The sequence below is a fragment of the Chitinophaga sp. NPDC101104 genome (assembly GCF_050277495.1).
In the GTDB taxonomy this organism is placed as follows: domain Bacteria; phylum Bacteroidota; class Bacteroidia; order Chitinophagales; family Chitinophagaceae; genus Chitinophaga.
Map to the genome: position 1 here is coordinate 1,358,969 of NZ_JBNNSF010000001.1, position 15,343 is coordinate 1,374,311.

Below are 15,343 nucleotides of genomic sequence, written 5' to 3' on the forward strand. Positions count from 1 at the left end.
AAATGAAGATCACAGCGGTGGACATTGGCGGCTCGCACATTACCGTAGCGGCCGTGGATATGGAAAGCAGGACATGCAACGGAGGTTCCCGGATGCTGGTGGATTCCCGGAGCCCGGCAGGCGAAATCCTCGATTGCTGGGCCGCCGCCATCGCCCGGTGCGCGGAAACGCATGGGGGGACGCAGTTCGCGGTGGCAATGCCGGGGCCGTTCGATTACGCGTCGGGCGTTTGCCGGGTCCGCGGCCAGTCGAAGTTCGACGCACTCTACGGTGTGAATGTCAAGGACGCGCTGGCGGAAAGATTACAGATCGATGCCGGTAACATCCAATTCGATAACGACGCCACCTGTTTCCTGCGCGGACATTACTTCGCGGGTTGTTTCCAGGAAAACGAAAACGTATTGGGACTGACGCTGGGAACGGGTTTTGGATCGGTGGTCCGGTCTGGTGAAGGATATTTTTCGCCGGATTACTGGTGCCGGTCTTTCGGGGACTCCCTGGCCGACGATTACTTTTCTTCCCGCTGGCTCCTGCATGCATTCGCGGCGCAGGGCGGAGAAAAGCTGACTTCGGTGTGGGAACTGGCTACCCGCGAAAACAGCGGCGAAGTGTTCCGGAAATTCGGCGCGAACCTGGCAGGTTTTCTGTCGGAAGCCGCGCCGGAAGTAGATACCATCCTGCTGGGCGGCAATATCGCCAGGGCGTACCCCTTGTTCGGGGATGCGCTGGAAGCGGGACTGGCCGCGGCTAAGCGGCAATACCGGTTCCAGGTGTCCGCACTCGGCGAAGAAGGCATTTTGCTGGGCGCGGCCGCTTTGCTGGAGAAGGAGCCGGTAGGTTCGGAACGATAAGAAAATGGCTATAAAGATCTTGGTTAGTTCAAGCAAATCTTGATTTGGTACGCACGGGCCCTTCTGGGCCCGTGGATTTTTAAGAGACCCGCGCCTGCCGCGGGTTTCTTTTTTCTTATTCGGGACCGGTTTCCTTCGGCACCATCAATTCCATCAGCAGGTCTTTGGAAACTTCTTTCCATTCGATCCAGATATGGTCCTGGATGTGCTCGTCGCCCGTCATCCGGTCTGCAATGTCGGATTTACGTTGCCGGTAAAATGCGATTTTCTGGATCACGCGGCCGGTATCGGTATCCACTTCGCCCTGTATCAAATCGGCATACACTTCAATTTTCCGGCCGATGTTGATCCGGTTTTCCGTGAGGGTAAGGTGGCCGTTGGGGCCGGAAACCTTGATGCCCGAAACCTGCAATTCGTCCAGGATGCTGCCGGAATGGTCGTCCTGCCCGTCGTCTTCCCAATTACACACGGCGCAGATCTCGAAGTCGCAGCGTTCTTGCAGCGTCGGGAACCCACAGCCCGGACAGGTACAAAAGGGAACATCGTTCGCCTGCAGCCAGGTGTCGTAATGTGCCCTGCGGGCACGGAAAGCCGCTATGATCTCTACGTCGTCCATCCCTTAAAAATACCATAAATATCCGGAACGGAGGTTTCCCGGAAAAGCGAAAAACCCGCGCGGCGCACGGGTTTTTCATTCGATCGGAGAAGAATGGTTTTTATTCGTACAGCACAAAATTCATCTTGTCGACCCCTGCATTCCCGGTTTTTTCATGCCATGCATACAGCACCAGTTCGTAATTCCCGGTTTGCGTGATGGGGCAATCCCCTTCGAAAAGGTTCGGCGAAACGAGCGTAAAATTTACTTCCCGAATCACTTTCCCGTCTTTCTTCAGTACGCCTTTCACTTCCATTTCATCGGAATTCCAGAGCCCGCCCTTGTCGATCACGCACCCGCACATCATGACGATGTTCGCCTGGAACTGGAAGGGTTTGTCTTTCACGGTTTTCAACGAAATGAACTGATGTGTGCGGGGCCTGAGGATGTCTACGATAAACCCGGGGATTTCGAGGATGATGCCGTCGCCCAGCACGTTTTTGCCGGGAAGGAGCCAGCGCTCCGTGCTGACGATCGTTTGGGCCTGCTTCTGGTTGAACGGTGCGATCACTTCGATGTTGACGAACGTGGGCTCGTCGATATCGATGGTCGCTAAGAATCCCGCCGTTTGATCGTCGCTGATAGCGGTACCCCTGGCCACGGGTTTTTTCATGATCAGCTGCGTGTTCCCGGGCGTACCGGTGGTTTTCCCTTCAGCGAGGATGCGCTGGTTGGCCTTGTTGCGGATAATAATGTAAGCGCCGCCGAGGGAGCTGCCGATGAATTTGGCGTCCCGCGCTTTGGCCCGCACCATCACTTTGGTTTCGATGGCGGAAGCCGCGAAGGGCAGGAGCAGTGCAAAAAATAATGTAAGTGTCTTCATGATATATTGGAATCTAAGTAAGCTTGCTGGAAGCGGTCGTGGAAAGACCGTGTTTTCAATGCAGCGTCGATCCGGTCGAGGTGGCGGAGGATGGCGAGATCGTCTGACAGCACCTGCAGGATGGCTTTTTCGCAGCTGTTCCAGATCATTTCCAGCTGCGGGAGCAGTTTTATGGCTTTGGGGGATAGGGAAACCAGCTGCTGGCGCCTGTCTTTGCTGTCCTGCTTCACCTGCAGGTATTTCTTTTCCGCCATTTTCCGTACCAGGACCACGACCGACGGGTGCGCATATCCCAACCGTTCGGCGATAGCGGCGATAGGGACCGCTTCACCGTGGCGTAGCAGCATGAACACGAGGTACCAGTTCGGTTCGATGTCCAGCCCCTGTTCCTTGTAGAACTTCCTGACATCGTGCGCGATGCGGTCGCTGATGCGCTTCAGCCGGCTGTCCAGCGCCTTGTAACCCAGTTCTTTTATGAAATCCATCTGCATGGCTTTGCCTGTTTATCAGCGAATGTACAACTATATAGTTAATTATATAGTTGTCTATATAAAAATTTTAAGAATGAAAAAGGCCTCCTCATGACAAGGAGACCTTTTTTCTATCCGGGCGTACAAAACACTAGGTAGTTTGCTTCCTGGGAGCGAGCAGGAACAGCGCCGCGCCCAGTACAACGATGCCGATCTTGATGGACCAGGCCACCACATCGCCCCACTGGTAGATCCACATGAGGATTTTGGGAACACGGTCGAAGTAGCCGGCGGCAATGGATAAAAGGCCGATAATGACGAGGAAGGAGCCGATTTTTTGCATAAAATTTATGTTTGGGAGTTGATGGAAGGGGTTACGCTTTAGCATCGAGGAAGGGGAATTGCCGCTCGAACATCGCGCCCACAACGGGAACGGGCTTCTGCAGGCCGTTCCCGGCGTTGATGATGCCCAGCACCCACAGCACGAGGATCGCGATGTTGGCATATACGACTACAGACAGTGCCGGCACGATCCGCACCACCACATTGATGGCCACGCCCAGGATGATGCTGATGACCGCGATGCCCAATGCCTGCTTCAGATGATAGGCCACGAAAGGATCGCGGGGCTTGTCTTTGTACTGGAAATACGCGATGAGCCAGCCGATGATGCTGATGTAGGAAATGATCGCGACGGTTTTTCTGTCCATACTGGTTTCGTTTTGATGGTGAATATTTGTTTCCACAAAACTACGCCGGGGAGCAGGGGGCCGATATCCCTGAAAACCGCCATTTTTTACCCGGGCTTACATCAAACCGTATTGGGTCGCCAGTTTGATGACGGCCGTCATCGTGCCTGCGTCGAATTTTTCGATGAGGTTTTTCCGGTGGCTTTCTACGGTATGGGAGCTGATGAACAATTGCTCGGCGATCTGCGTGGTCGTCAGCCCCTTGCTCACAAGCAGCATGATCTCCTTTTCCCGCCGCGTGATCTTGGGGATTTCCGCCAGTTCGCCTTCCTGGATGGTGCTGAGGATATCGCGCGCGGCGCGGCAGAGGTAGGTTTCTCCGTTCAGCGCGGAATTGATGGCAGTGATGATTTCTTCCCCTACCGAATTCTTCAGCACATACCCGTTGGCACCGCTGGCCAGGAGGTTTTTGATCACGGGCCGTTCGTTATGCACGCTCAGCGCGATGATGCGGATGTCTTTGTCTTGCTTGCGGACCTGCCGGCAGATATCGATGCCGCTTACGTCTGGCAGGTTAATGTCCAGCAACACCACGTCTGGCGAGAGTTCCGAAATAGCGGCAAGGCCTTCCTGCCCGGTGGCGCAACATCCGGCGATGGTAAAATCTTCCTGCCGGGAAAGCAGGTTCTTCAATCCTTCCATGACGATCGGGTGATCGTCTATCAACAAAACTTGTATCATATCATCAGTTTACGGCACATTCTATCGTAAAAGTGGAACCCGTGCCGGGTGAGGATTCCACTTCCAAAGTTCCCTGTAATATTTCCACGCGCGACTGTATATTGGCCAGTCCCGCGCCTTTGAGCGCATGCATTTGCGCGGTGTCGAACCCTTTCCCATCGTCTTCCACCACCAGGAAAATCCGGTTGCCGCGCTGCTGCAGCTGGACGAGGATTTCCTTAGCCGCGGCGTGTTTCACGGCGTTGTTGACCAATTCCTGCATGATGCGGTACAACGTCACCTGCCGGCTGGGGCTCATGTCGTCACGGTAATTAAACACCTGGCAGGAAACGGGCACGCCGGATTTTTTCAGTCCGTTGCAGAATTCCCGGATCGCTTCTCCCAGGCCGTAGTTCAGCAACACCTCCGGCATCATGCTCCTGGCGATGCGGCGGAGCTCTTCCACGGCGTTATCGAGATGCCCCATCGTTTTTTGGACCACCGCCTGCTGCGGCGTGGTAGTGGCAGGTTGATGGATGGCAGACAGCTCGATCTTCACGCCAGACAGCAGTCCGCCGAGCCCGTCGTGCAAATCGCGCGCCAGTCGCGTGCGTTCCTGTTCCTGGCCTTCGAGCATGGCGGAAAGCACGGTCATCCGGTGTTCCTGGCTGATGCGGTCCAGCTCCAGGTTATGCAGTTGCTGCCGTTGCCGCAGGGCTTTCGACCGTTGCTGGAAAGCGTAGTACAGGAAAGCGGCCGCCAGCAGCAGCGCCACCGTGAGCACGGCGTAGATTTTATTCAGTTTGCGGTTGTAGGCGAAACGTTCGCCGATGGTCTTAAGCTCCTGTTCGCGTTGCGTGGTTTTGAAATTGGCACTGTCGAGGGCTTTTTGCTGTACTTCGGATGCGTATTTCGCGTTGAGCAGGGCTTTATCTTTCACGACGGCGGCGTATTGCGCTTCCAGCAGCTGTTTGTCTTTAATGCCGGAAAGGTACCTGGCCTGGATGAGCTCGCGGTTCCGCTGTTCGGCCAGCAGCTTTACTTCCAGCAGCGCTCGCTCTTTGTGGGCCATTTCGTACCGGGCTTCCAGGTCTTTGGCTTTGTTCATCTTTTCGACTTCGAACAGTTCGCGGTAGAGGTCCATGTACTGCTTGTAATTGAACAGGGCCATAGCGGTATCTCGTTTCAGCTCGTACGCGTTTGCCAGCACGAGGTACGACTGGGAAAGATTGAATTTGTCGAACAGGGGGTCTTTCATGCTGGTAGCGATGGCGCTGTGGAGGTGCGCGATGGCATCGTTATAGTCGCCCCGGTCCATGGCGATATTGGCCAGGGTGTTGTACACGCCCGCTTCCACGGTGAACTGCCGTGTTTTGCGGCTTTCTTCCAGCGCGATGTTGTTGTAATAATTAACGCTGTCTTTATTGGCCGCCGTTGCGGGGAAATGATCGAGGAAGATGTTGGCGATGCCGATGGCGGAAAAGGGGATATTACTGGGCGTGACGAGCCTGTCTCGGTTGCTGCGCGCCAGGTTCAGGGAATGCTGCATGTAGAAGAGGGCGGAATCGAGGGCGGGTTTGCGGGACTCATCTGTCCGGTAAAGATTCAGGAAATACCCTCCCCGTTCCTGTGTGGCGCTGATCATTTTCTCGAGCTCTTTCATCCGGAGGGCCGCTTCCAGCGACAATCTCGTATACTTCTCCACGTTCAGCAGATCGTACCATTTGAAGTACACGCCGGCCAGTTCGGAGTATACGGCCTGGCGGTATTTCAGTCCTTCGGGTTCTTTTTCCAATACGTCGAGCGCCTGTTGGAGGGTGCGGATGGCGTCGGTTTCCTTATGGTCCCGGCTTTCCATCCAGCCTTTCATATAGAGCACATAGCCTTTGATGAGGCCGCTGTTCGACCGGCGGATGTACAACTGCGCGCTGTCCAGATACCGGTATGCGGCCTGCGATTCTCCGGCGATGAAGCAGGATGCGGCCATCATGCCGTAGGTGCGCGCGCGGTAGCGGCCGTCTTTCATGGGGGCAGACAGGGCGATGGAGTTGCGCAGCACTTCCAGTCCTTCGTTCCATCCCTTATTGAAAAATACCACCTGGCCGAGGCGGTCCATGGCGTCTATCCGCTGCTCCAGCGGCAGGCGGGGCTGCGAAACGATCTTCCGCAGCGAGTCTTCCACCACCTGCGCGTATCCGGCGGCAGACAGCACGGTGAGTAGCAAAGTATATATGATATTGTATAAAAATCGCATGGTTCCGGGTTCAGGTGCAAATTTACTATAGTATGCGGTTTAAAAATGGCTGGTTTCAGGGATATTCCCAGGGAGCTTCCGCGGCTACTTTTGTGCTATCAAATCACGAAAAAAAACCGGAACATGAAAAAACTCACGACAATGATGGCCCTTTTCGGATCGCTCTTTTTCGCCAGCTGCGGCAGCACTCCCAACCCCGTTGAATACAACAACAAACTGATGACCGTGATGAACGAAAACGAAAAACACATGAACGCCATGAACGCGGCCATGACCGGCGACGATTACGCCAAAGCCGAAACCGTCCGCAAAACCTGGTCGGAACAACTCGGCAAATCGATCGGCGAAGTGGAGAAACTGGGCGCCATTAAAGAAGACGGCGGACTGAAAACCGCGGTAACCGAAGGTTTGAAAGGATACAAACAGATCGCCGATGAATCCTACAAACAGCTCATCGAACTGCGCACGAAGGAAAAAGGCGGCGATACCACCGTGCAGGCGCAGATCCAGACCACGCTCGACAAGATCAATACTACTTTCGAAACCATCGGCGGCAATATCAACAAGGCATCCGACGCGTTCGAGAAGCAGGTGAACAAGCAGTAGTACAGCCATGTCCCTATAGGTTAGAACAGGGGAGCCGCCATGGCTCCCTTTTTTCGTGCCGTCAAAAATTAAAGAAACCATAACCCCCGCATCCCGCAAACCCGCTTAATTTTACACCGGGCGTCCATGCCCTTGCTCAATGGAAACATGCGAACTCACGGATATGGAATTATGGGGCCGGGTCAGGCAAGACGATGGTGCGGCGTTCAGGCAGCTGTTCGACCGTTACTGGGAGCGCCTCTACGTGTATGCCCTCAACCGGATCAAGTCTGAAGCCGACGCGCAGGACGTGGTGCAGGATGTGATGGTCCGTGTCTGGACGCGCCGTGCTTCCATTGCCATAGAAACCACACTGGCGGCCTATCTCCACGCGGCCGTCCAATACGAGACCATCGCACAGGTGGCCCGCGCGGCCAAAACCGCGGGGCGCAACAGCGAACTGGAACAAAGCATTTTGCCGGACATCGCCGCCTTTGCCGATCCATTGCGGTATAAAGAGCTCCAGGCGCTGGCGCAACAGGAGATCGCACGGCTGCCGGAAAAAATGCGGCAGGTGTACCGCCTGCGGCAGGAAGAACATTATTCGGTGAAAGAGATCGCCGGCATGCTAGGCGTGTCGGAACAAACCGTCCGCAACCAGCTGAACACCAGCTACCAGAAACTCCGCAAACAGCTCAGGGAGGCCATCCTCAGCGCCATTTTCCTTTGGTAATAATTTGGTAACATTCCATGATGGTTGAAATCGATGGTTGGATACGCATATAGTTGGGGACGGAAAATTCCCGTAACGATATGAACGTAGAACAACTCGGAGCAGCGTTTGAAAGGTACCTCGCCGGTACGGCATCGGCGGAAGAAAGGGAATGGATCGGGAAGTGGCTGCAGGAGCGGCCGGAAGACCACCATGCCCTGGAGCCCCGTCACCGGCGGGCGGTCCAGGCCGCCCTTTGGCAATCCGTTTCCCGGAAAGCGGACCTCCCGCTCCGCCACGCCGGCAATTCCCGGAAATGGCTGGCATACGCCGCAGCCGTGGCTTTGCTGTTAGCCTGCGGTACCTGGATGCTGCTGTCCAGGCAAGCGCCTCCCGCCGCATTCGTCCAAACGATCATCACCCAGCCCGGTTCGCCCAAAACCGTGTACCTGCCCGATAGCAGCGTTGCGCACCTCTTTCCCGGCGCCACGCTCACCATACCCGATAACTATAATGCAACAGACCGCCGCATTGCGCTGAGCGGAAGGGGCTTCTTCGAAGTGAAGGAAAACCCTTCCCGGCCGTTTTTCGTGCGGGCGGGTAAACTCACCACGCAGGTGCTGGGCACCTCTTTCGAAGTGAAATCGACCGACAGCGGCTCCGCTTCCGTGATCGTACGCACGGGGAAGGTGGGCGTGGCATTCGACGGCAAGCACCTGGCCAACCTCACGCCCGGCAAGCGTTTGCGCTACAATACTCAGCAGCGCGATTTTGCGGTGGATACGGTAGACGCGGCTCTGCTGTGTGAATGGTGGGACCGGGGGATGGTGTTCAACCAGGCGCCGCTCGCCGAAGTCGTACAGTCGATTTCCGACTGGTACAACGTTCCGGTGGAAATCCGCAACGCCCGCTGGCAGCAGGAAACCGTCACCATCCGCATCCGCCGCCAGACCTGCACGGAAGCCATCGCCCTGCTGTCCGAAACGCTGGGCTTCCGGTATAAAAACGAAAACGACAGGATCATCATTTACTAACCGCTCAAAACACCGATCAACCGCATGCTTTAACATCTACCAAAGAAAAAACCGGCCTGCGCGAACAGTCCGGTCCATGCCGCAAGGGTATCTCACCACCCGTACAGCGGCTAAACGCACAGTACTAACATGAGTCTGCAACATTTAATCCATAAAATTATGCAAAACAGGATACTTTGTATCGCTGCATTTATTATCCCTTTGATATTTCCTGGCAATTCCCAGCTCCGGGCCCAGGATATGGCCAAACTGATCCCGCTTCCGAAGCAGGAATTGAAAGGGCGGGAAGTGATCGCCCTGATCGAGCGGTCCGAATCCGTACAGTTCACGTTCGGGAAGGAAGTGAGCGGGCGGCTGGAGAAACCTGTCCATTTCCGCAGTGCGAGCCCTTCGGTGAAGGAAGTCCTCCAAACCCTGCAAACCACGCTGGGCATTACGCATAGCACCAGCGACATGGGCGCCGTGATCCTCCGGCCCGGTGCGCTTCCTGAAACGCCGGCATCTGCGGCCGCGGCGGTTCGGGCAGACGGGCGCATTTCCGGGAAGATCATCGACGAGTCGAACGGTGAGCCCTTGCCTTTCGTGACGGTACGCATCGGCAGCAAAGGGACAACCACCAAAATCGACGGTTCCTTCGTGCTCAGCCTGCCCCCGGGAACATACGAAGTGGAGATTTCCTCCATCGGGTACGGCACCAAGCGCGTAACGGGGATCGAAGTGAAGGATGGACAAACCTTCGAGCTGAACGCCACGCTGAAACGCCAGAAAAGCACGCTGAGCGGGGTGGTGGTAACATCTTCCGCGGGAAAGGAATCCGTAGCGTCGCTGTACGCGCGGCAGAAGAACGAAGCCGGTATTTCGAACGGGATGAGCCGGGAGCAGATTTCGGCGCTGCCAGACAAGAACGTCGGCGAAACGTTGAAACGCATTTCCGGCGTCAGCACCAACGACAACCGACGGGTGGTGATCCGCGGCATCGCGGAACGGTACAACCTGGCGATGATGGACGGCGCCATTCTTCCCAGTACAGACGTGCAGATCCGGGATTTCGAGTTCGACATCATTCCCAGCAACCTCATCGATAACGTCGTTGTTTCCAAAACCGCGACGCCGGACATGAGCTTCGGGTTCGGTGGCGGACTGGTGCAGATCAATACCTTCGCCATTCCCCACGAGAATTTCACGACGGTCAGCATCGGCAGCAAATACATCTCCGGCGTTACCGGGAAGGAATTTCTCGGGTACGGCCGCGGGAAAAACGATTATCTCGGCTTCGACGACGGCAGCCGCGAGCACTTCCCCGACAACATGATCCTGTTCGACGGCCGGAATTACGACCCCGCCAACCCCAACGCCACGCCGGCGCCCGGAGTAACGCTCATTACACCGGCTATGGTGGCCGAGCAGAACAAAAGGATCGGAGGCCTGGAGCGCCTGGGCACCCGCAAATACACTGCCGCTCCGGGACAACAATACCAGTTCAGTTTAGGGCGGAGCTATAACGTGAAGAACAGCCGCATCGGGTTCGTGGGCTCCGTGAGCTACCGCAATGAGCAGTCGATCGACGATGTTTCCCACTTCGAGCGGGGGAACTGGGAGAAATTGAACAACCGGGTGTACAATGCCGTTACCGGTGAGGAAGAAGAGCCTACCTATGCGCACTACTACAATTTCAGCACGGCCTGGGGCGCGTTGCTGAATGCCGGTTGGAGCGCGAAGCACCACAAGATCACGGTGCGCAATTTCTACTCACGCGTGTTCAATAATCAGTTTTCCCGGCTCGTGGGCTGGGGGAACGAGATCGGGTACGGCGAGCTGCCTGCGGTAAGGGAGTACGATAGACCGAAGTTCCTCGATATGGTACAGCAGCGCATCAACGGCGACCATAACTTCGGGAAATTCCGGTTTGAATGGAACGTAGCGCGCAATAAGGTCACCAACCGCGAGAAAGACGCGGTGGAAGCCTGGCTCAAGCCCATCCACACCCTCAACGGGATGATGTACAATGTACTGCCCACGGCTATCACGAACCCGGGGACCGGCACCTTCAACCGCGCGCAATATCTCTACGAAGAAACCAACCGCATCGCCGAAGGCGCCCTCAGCTATCAGACCCAACTGTTCGGCCAGAAGCAGATCGCAAAGGCAGGTGTGCAATATATGGACAGGCATGGTTATTATGACTGGATGGTGTTGCCCATCGGCGCGCTGCAGTCGTCCAACGGACTGTATGCCTATGCGCCCGTGCAGGAATGGAACAGGTTCCTGGAATACAAAGACCCGCTGAACGATCTGCTGTATTACCCCGCCGCGTTCTCGCGCAGCGGTTACGAGGGCAAGAACACCAATAAGGCCGGTTACCTCATGCTCGATAACCGGTTTACGGACTGGATGCGCCTGGTATGGGGGCTGCGCGCAGAATATTATAATTACGAAAGGATCAGGAACGGGGCTAACGACCAGCAGATCAACAACCTCATCCTCGAAGGGGAAAGGGTGCGGTACATCGACCCCGAAACCGGTAAAGTCGTAAGCGCCTTCGCCGATCCTGTCAACGAAGAAAAAGCCTGGCGATATCTGCCGTCGGCCAGCCTGACGATCAACCCCACCAGGGATTTCAACATCCGCGCCGCATACGCGCAAACGGTGGTGCGCCCCTCGCTGATCGAAAACTCCCGCATGGTCCGCTACGACCCCGCCGTCGCGGCCTATCGCATGAACGAAGGTGTTTTGTCGACCCTCATCGACCACTACGACCTCCGCCTCGAATGGTACCCCAGGCCCGGCGAAGTGATTTCCTTCGGCTATTTCTATAAATATTTCGACAAGCCCGTGGAAATCTACCGCGACCAGCCCGACGCTACCGGCCGGATTTATGTCAAAACCAACAACTCCGAATGGGCCAAAGTGCACGGCTGGGAATTCGATATCCGCAAGAGCCTCGGGTTCGTGTACCCGCAATGGAAATTCCTCCAGGATTTTTACCTCAGCGGCAATTTCACGCTGCAAAACTCTACCGTGCAGGCGGCACAATTCGGTGGACAATCCCTCATTACCAACAAATACGGCTACGAATACCGCTACCGCACCAAGCAGCAACTGAAGGAGAAACGGCCGCTTTACGGCCAGGTGCCCGTCCTCTACAACATCGCCATGCAATACGCAGGCAAACGCCTCGGCGCCAACCTGGCCTTTAACCACATGGGCTACAAAACCTTCACCACCGGGATTACCCCTAATATCGTGGAGTACGAACGCCCCCGCGACCAGCTGGACGCGCAAGTGAGCTACGCCTTCCTCAAAAACAAAAAACTGATGGTAAGGCTCAATATGAGCAACCTTACCAACAGCGCGTACCGTTTTTACATCAATAGCGACGATACCTACAAGTTTCTCGACAAATGGAAGGGCATGCCCGTCTCGGCCATCAACGCCACCGATTGGAACGAGATCTATGAATGGAAATACGGCTTCTCGCAGAAATATGAAGCCGGCTACCTGGAAATGACGGAAGACGGAAAGCGGAAACGGAGGATCGGCGACCAGGACACTTTCATCCGGAAAGTGGGCACCTCGTTCAGCCTGTCTGTCGGCTATACATTCTAATTTTTTCGCGCAACAAAACGCAAATCATGAAAACGAAATATATCGGTTTTATCCTGCTGGCGGCCATGGCGGTCTTTGCGGCGGCCTGTGATAAAGGGGACGATTTTCTGTACAAGGAAGAAATGCTGTCTTTCGCCTTGTCTGGCTACAACGGCAGCGGCCAGGAGCTCGAAGTACAGATCGACACCCTCCAGAAAAAGTTTTATCTCTCCAACGGGAAATTCAATGCCAATGCGGCTTATACGTTTCCTGAAGGTAAAAGTACCGTGCATATGACGGTGAGGGAGAAGACAGGGAAAGTGGTACTGGAAAAGGAAGTGAAGAAAGAAGAGGGCACTTTCAGGCTCAGTTTCTTTTACCTGAACGGACAGGTGGGCGACATGCCCTCGCCGCCGCCGTTCGAAGAAGGGAAAATCAAGCTGAAGTACATGTGGATGCCGATACAGACGAAATATACCGGCCCGGTAGACATCGCCGTGGGCAAATTGTATTTCATACCGAAAGTGTTCGAAGAGCTGGCCCGTGTGAAAAACGTAAAGCCAGGCGAATTCTGTGAAACGATCTCCATCGATCCCTTCCCGACAGCGGGGCAAACCTACAACGGGCAGCCCACCCCGGTGCTGTTCGTCATCTACATCTACAAAGCCGGTACCAATGAGTTTTATACAAACGGTACCGGATATAATTGGAGCATTACCACTACCGCGCCGAAACCCGCCGCCAACGTGGCTTCGTCGAGGATGTACATTTTCTCGGAGAACCCGTCAGGCGCGCTCATGGCATTCGTGAAGAACCTGGAAATATAAAACCGAACATCATGCAAACGTTAATCAAGAATAGAATTTTCGTCCTGCTACTGGCATTGGCGCCATTTGCGATGGCTTCCTGCAACAAAGACGATATGGAAATGGAAAGGGCCATGCAGGTCATGGTGACGGGGTACAACGGGTCTGACCATGCCTTGCAGTTTTCCATTGACACCACCGTTTTCGACGTGAGCGTCAAAAATGGCGATTATATCGTTAAACCCGCTTCCTTGCTGCATTTCTACGCGATGTACAACTATCCGCTGCGCCGGAAGAACAAAACCCTCGTGATCACGGATACCGTGACGAAAGCGGTGATCTTCCGCCAGGTGCTTCCCGAGTCCGGCTCCAGGGCGCATTTCAATTTCGTGTATATCGACGGGAAGGAAGTGCCTTCGCAACCGCCTGCGGCCGATCCCAACACCAACAAACTGGGTTTCTTCGCGCGCAACCCGGGCAGTAACGAGCCGATCGACATCTTCCTCTACCGGGTGGAAGAGGGCGGTACCGAGCACCGCGCCTACCTCGCTAAAAACGTGCGGCCCAATAGCTGGACGTACGTCGATTACCTGGCGGCGGAGCAGTTTACCACCAAAGGTATGCACGACAAGGCGTTCATTTGTTTCGCGAAAGCCGGCACCACCGACCAGTGGGCCTTCCAAAACGATGAAACCCGGAGCCGCGTGGGCGCCGCGGGGCTGTTTCTGCCGCTGGCCGGCGAAAAAGGCCTGGTGCAGCAGTATTTCTTCACCCCGGGACCGTGGGCGCTGGAGGTTTCGCGGATGTTTTTCGTCCCGGACAGGACCCGGTAACACTGTTTCCTATATATCCCGAAAGGAGCCGCCGCGAGGCGGCTTTTTTTGTTGGAAAGCAGCGAATGTGGATTTGATTATGTTTGGATGAAGCCGCATTGGTATTAAGTGCGGCCATGATTGGCATTGAACTGGATCACGCATAAATTTTCAGATAATGCGCACGCATGATGAAGCCCGATTCGCGGTCGCGGAGGATTTTTGAAACGGCCGTATTACCGGCACAATAATGGCACCGTTTTCAGGAAAAGGACCATGGTAGAGCTGTTGAATGATTTCCCCGGCCATGTGGCCGCATACGCCGCGCGCGGAGCCGTGAGCAAGGAGGAATATCGCTCGGTGGTGATGCGTAGGGTAGATGAAGTGGCGAAGCGTTATGGCCATATCAACTTCCTCGTCCGCCTCGAAACCGATATGGGGAATTATAGCATCGGGGCGTTTCTCGAATACCTCAAGGTGAGCTTCGAACATTTTCTGAAATGGGAGCGGATGGCCATCGTGACCGATGAAAAGTGGGTACGTACGGCGTACAAGATCCTCAGTTCGCTGGTGCACGGCGAAATCAGGACATACCCGCTGACCGGTTTCCTGGAGGCAAAGGCCTGGGTAAGCGGCCCAATGAAAACGGGTGACTGAATAGGTTAATACAACGTTCTCAAAGTAATGGAATACCGTTCCGACGCAACGGGCAGGATGCTATGCTGCCACGCGCTCCGCACTTCTCCCTCCATCACGTACAGCGAGCGCTGCTCCACCGGGAAAGTGAGCAAGGGCTTACGCGCACCATACGGCCGCAGCCGGAACCTGCAGCCCGCCTGCAGCGATACGCCCGCTATCAGCCGGAACGGCGACGCATCGCGGTGCCAGTTGATGACCGAGCCCGGCGGATATTGGGTTACGAGCAGCTCCTTGAAATCGTCCGGGTTTACGCCGGCAAGGCCGCTCACTTTTTCAGTCAGCGCCCGGAAGGCGGACGGAATAGGCAGGCCTTCCGTCAGTTCACCGCTGTCGAAATGATAATCGAACCCGAAACTGGCCGTTCTCCGTTTTGCCTTGTACCCTTCGAAAGTGAAATCCGACACGTTGATCTGTTGCACTGTTTCAAGCAAGCCCGTTTCTTCTTCCCCCGTTAAAAATTCAGGGTAATAATAAAAGCCGGGCGGGAACGACGGCGGTATGTCGAACAAGGTTGTCATGCTTTTTCGGGGCGAATCGCGTGCCAACCGGCCCTTGCCGAAACCCCGGAAACCGGGGCTACATATCGCGGTTTTCTAACACATTATGCCTGTCGAATATTTCTTGCAGGCTGATTGTTAGTGAAGTGTG

Annotated in this window: 16 protein-coding genes; 8 read left to right on the plus strand and 8 right to left on the minus strand. The window is 55.4% G+C overall.

The features are described from left to right. The first annotated feature begins 2 nt into the window (after positions 1-2). Positions 3-851 (plus strand): ROK family protein, encoded by an 849-nt coding sequence (locus tag ACQKLP_RS05615; protein WP_427320863.1) that lies wholly within the window; start codon positions 3-5, stop codon positions 849-851. Between the two features lie 115 nt (positions 852-966). On the opposite strand, the gene ACQKLP_RS05620 is transcribed toward ACQKLP_RS05615, so the two are convergent. From ACQKLP_RS05620 to ACQKLP_RS05650, 7 genes are all read right to left on the minus strand, one after another. Then, the gene (locus ACQKLP_RS05620) at positions 967-1,467 is read right to left on the minus strand and encodes a CPCC family cysteine-rich protein (RefSeq protein WP_427320865.1); all 501 of its coding nucleotides are present in this window, start codon (positions 1,465-1,467) and stop codon (positions 967-969) included. 100 nt (positions 1,468-1,567) lie between these two features. After that, positions 1,568-2,329: a hypothetical protein gene (locus tag ACQKLP_RS05625; RefSeq protein WP_427320867.1), complete on the minus strand. Its 762-nt coding sequence runs from the start codon at positions 2,327-2,329 to the stop codon at positions 1,568-1,570. Next, positions 2,326-2,820 carry a MarR family winged helix-turn-helix transcriptional regulator gene (locus ACQKLP_RS05630; protein WP_427320869.1) on the minus strand — a complete coding sequence of 165 codons (495 nt, stop codon included), beginning with the start codon at positions 2,818-2,820 and terminating at the stop codon, positions 2,326-2,328. The genes ACQKLP_RS05625 and ACQKLP_RS05630 overlap by 4 nt, the downstream gene beginning before the upstream one ends. Positions 2,821-2,950: 130 nt before the next feature. Further along, entirely contained in the window at positions 2,951-3,142 is a 192-nt protein-coding gene (locus ACQKLP_RS05635) for a hypothetical protein (RefSeq protein ID WP_341843079.1), read from the minus strand. A gap of 31 nt (positions 3,143-3,173) precedes the next feature. Beyond that, positions 3,174-3,509: a DUF4870 domain-containing protein gene (locus ACQKLP_RS05640; protein WP_427320871.1), complete on the minus strand. Its 336-nt coding sequence runs from the start codon at positions 3,507-3,509 to the stop codon at positions 3,174-3,176. 96 nt (positions 3,510-3,605) lie between these two features. Beyond that, entirely contained in the window at positions 3,606-4,229 is a 624-nt protein-coding gene (locus ACQKLP_RS05645; RefSeq protein ID WP_427320873.1) for a response regulator, read from the minus strand. A gap of 4 nt (positions 4,230-4,233) precedes the next feature. After that, positions 4,234-6,462, minus strand: a complete 2,229-nt coding sequence (locus tag ACQKLP_RS05650; protein ID WP_427320875.1) for a sensor histidine kinase — start codon at positions 6,460-6,462, stop codon at positions 4,234-4,236. A 123-nt stretch (positions 6,463-6,585) separates the two neighbouring features. On the opposite strand from ACQKLP_RS05650, the gene ACQKLP_RS05655 reads away from it, so the two are divergent. The 7 genes from ACQKLP_RS05655 to ACQKLP_RS05685 all read left to right on the plus strand — a co-directional run bounded on the left by ACQKLP_RS05655 (position 6,586) and on the right by ACQKLP_RS05685 (position 14,653). Further along, positions 6,586-7,068 (plus strand): LIC11966 family surface protein, encoded by a 483-nt coding sequence (locus ACQKLP_RS05655; RefSeq protein ID WP_427320877.1) that lies wholly within the window; start codon positions 6,586-6,588, stop codon positions 7,066-7,068. 139 nt (positions 7,069-7,207) lie between these two features. Then, a complete protein-coding gene (locus tag ACQKLP_RS05660) occupies positions 7,208-7,780 on the plus strand; it encodes an RNA polymerase sigma factor (RefSeq protein ID WP_427320879.1) in 573 nt (190 codons plus the stop codon). Between the two features lie 80 nt (positions 7,781-7,860). Further along, positions 7,861-8,793, plus strand: a complete 933-nt coding sequence (locus ACQKLP_RS05665; RefSeq protein WP_427320881.1) for a FecR family protein — start codon at positions 7,861-7,863, stop codon at positions 8,791-8,793. A 159-nt stretch (positions 8,794-8,952) separates the two neighbouring features. Continuing rightward, positions 8,953-12,399 carry a TonB-dependent receptor domain-containing protein gene (locus ACQKLP_RS05670; protein ID WP_427320883.1) on the plus strand — a complete coding sequence of 1,149 codons (3,447 nt, stop codon included), beginning with the start codon at positions 8,953-8,955 and terminating at the stop codon, positions 12,397-12,399. A 26-nt stretch (positions 12,400-12,425) separates the two neighbouring features. Next, the gene (locus tag ACQKLP_RS05675; RefSeq protein ID WP_427320885.1) at positions 12,426-13,205 is read left to right on the plus strand and encodes a hypothetical protein; all 780 of its coding nucleotides are present in this window, start codon (positions 12,426-12,428) and stop codon (positions 13,203-13,205) included. An 11-nt stretch (positions 13,206-13,216) separates the two neighbouring features. Then, positions 13,217-14,017 carry a hypothetical protein gene (locus ACQKLP_RS05680; RefSeq protein WP_427320887.1) on the plus strand — a complete coding sequence of 267 codons (801 nt, stop codon included), beginning with the start codon at positions 13,217-13,219 and terminating at the stop codon, positions 14,015-14,017. Positions 14,018-14,272: 255 nt separating this feature from the next. Beyond that, the gene (locus ACQKLP_RS05685; protein WP_427320889.1) at positions 14,273-14,653 is read left to right on the plus strand and encodes an STAS/SEC14 domain-containing protein; all 381 of its coding nucleotides are present in this window, start codon (positions 14,273-14,275) and stop codon (positions 14,651-14,653) included. A 5-nt stretch (positions 14,654-14,658) separates the two neighbouring features. Here ACQKLP_RS05685 and ACQKLP_RS05690 read toward each other — a convergent pair whose 3' ends face one another. Then, positions 14,659-15,213, minus strand: coding sequence for an alpha-ketoglutarate-dependent dioxygenase AlkB (locus ACQKLP_RS05690; protein ID WP_427320891.1), 555 nt, complete (start codon positions 15,211-15,213; stop codon positions 14,659-14,661). Positions 15,214-15,343: the final 130 nt, after the last annotated feature.

Excerpts from the sequence above, each read along its gene's own strand:
- ACQKLP_RS05625 (WP_427320867.1), bottom strand. The coding sequence starts at position 2,329 with ATGAAGACACTTACATTATTTTTTGCACTGCTCCTGCCCTTCGCGGCT.
- ACQKLP_RS05615 (WP_427320863.1), top strand. The coding sequence starts at position 3 with ATGAAGATCACAGCGGTGGACATTGGCGGCTCGCACATTACCGTAGCG.
- ACQKLP_RS05635 (WP_341843079.1), bottom strand. The coding sequence starts at position 3,142 with ATGCAAAAAATCGGCTCCTTCCTCGTCATTATCGGCCTTTTATCCATT.
- ACQKLP_RS05690 (WP_427320891.1), bottom strand. The coding sequence starts at position 15,213 with ATGACAACCTTGTTCGACATACCGCCGTCGTTCCCGCCCGGCTTTTAT.
- ACQKLP_RS05660 (WP_427320879.1), top strand. The coding sequence starts at position 7,208 with ATGGAAACATGCGAACTCACGGATATGGAATTATGGGGCCGGGTCAGG.
- ACQKLP_RS05685 (WP_427320889.1), top strand. The coding sequence starts at position 14,273 with ATGGTAGAGCTGTTGAATGATTTCCCCGGCCATGTGGCCGCATACGCC.
- ACQKLP_RS05680 (WP_427320887.1), top strand. The coding sequence starts at position 13,217 with ATGCAAACGTTAATCAAGAATAGAATTTTCGTCCTGCTACTGGCATTG.
- ACQKLP_RS05630 (WP_427320869.1), bottom strand. The coding sequence starts at position 2,820 with ATGCAGATGGATTTCATAAAAGAACTGGGTTACAAGGCGCTGGACAGC.
- ACQKLP_RS05675 (WP_427320885.1), top strand. The coding sequence starts at position 12,426 with ATGAAAACGAAATATATCGGTTTTATCCTGCTGGCGGCCATGGCGGTC.
- ACQKLP_RS05620 (WP_427320865.1), bottom strand. The coding sequence starts at position 1,467 with ATGGACGACGTAGAGATCATAGCGGCTTTCCGTGCCCGCAGGGCACAT.
- ACQKLP_RS05645 (WP_427320873.1), bottom strand. The coding sequence starts at position 4,229 with ATGATACAAGTTTTGTTGATAGACGATCACCCGATCGTCATGGAAGGA.
- ACQKLP_RS05665 (WP_427320881.1), top strand. The coding sequence starts at position 7,861 with ATGAACGTAGAACAACTCGGAGCAGCGTTTGAAAGGTACCTCGCCGGT.
- ACQKLP_RS05655 (WP_427320877.1), top strand. The coding sequence starts at position 6,586 with ATGAAAAAACTCACGACAATGATGGCCCTTTTCGGATCGCTCTTTTTC.
- ACQKLP_RS05650 (WP_427320875.1), bottom strand. The coding sequence starts at position 6,462 with ATGCGATTTTTATACAATATCATATATACTTTGCTACTCACCGTGCTG.
- ACQKLP_RS05640 (WP_427320871.1), bottom strand. The coding sequence starts at position 3,509 with ATGGACAGAAAAACCGTCGCGATCATTTCCTACATCAGCATCATCGGC.
- ACQKLP_RS05670 (WP_427320883.1), top strand. The coding sequence starts at position 8,953 with ATGCAAAACAGGATACTTTGTATCGCTGCATTTATTATCCCTTTGATA.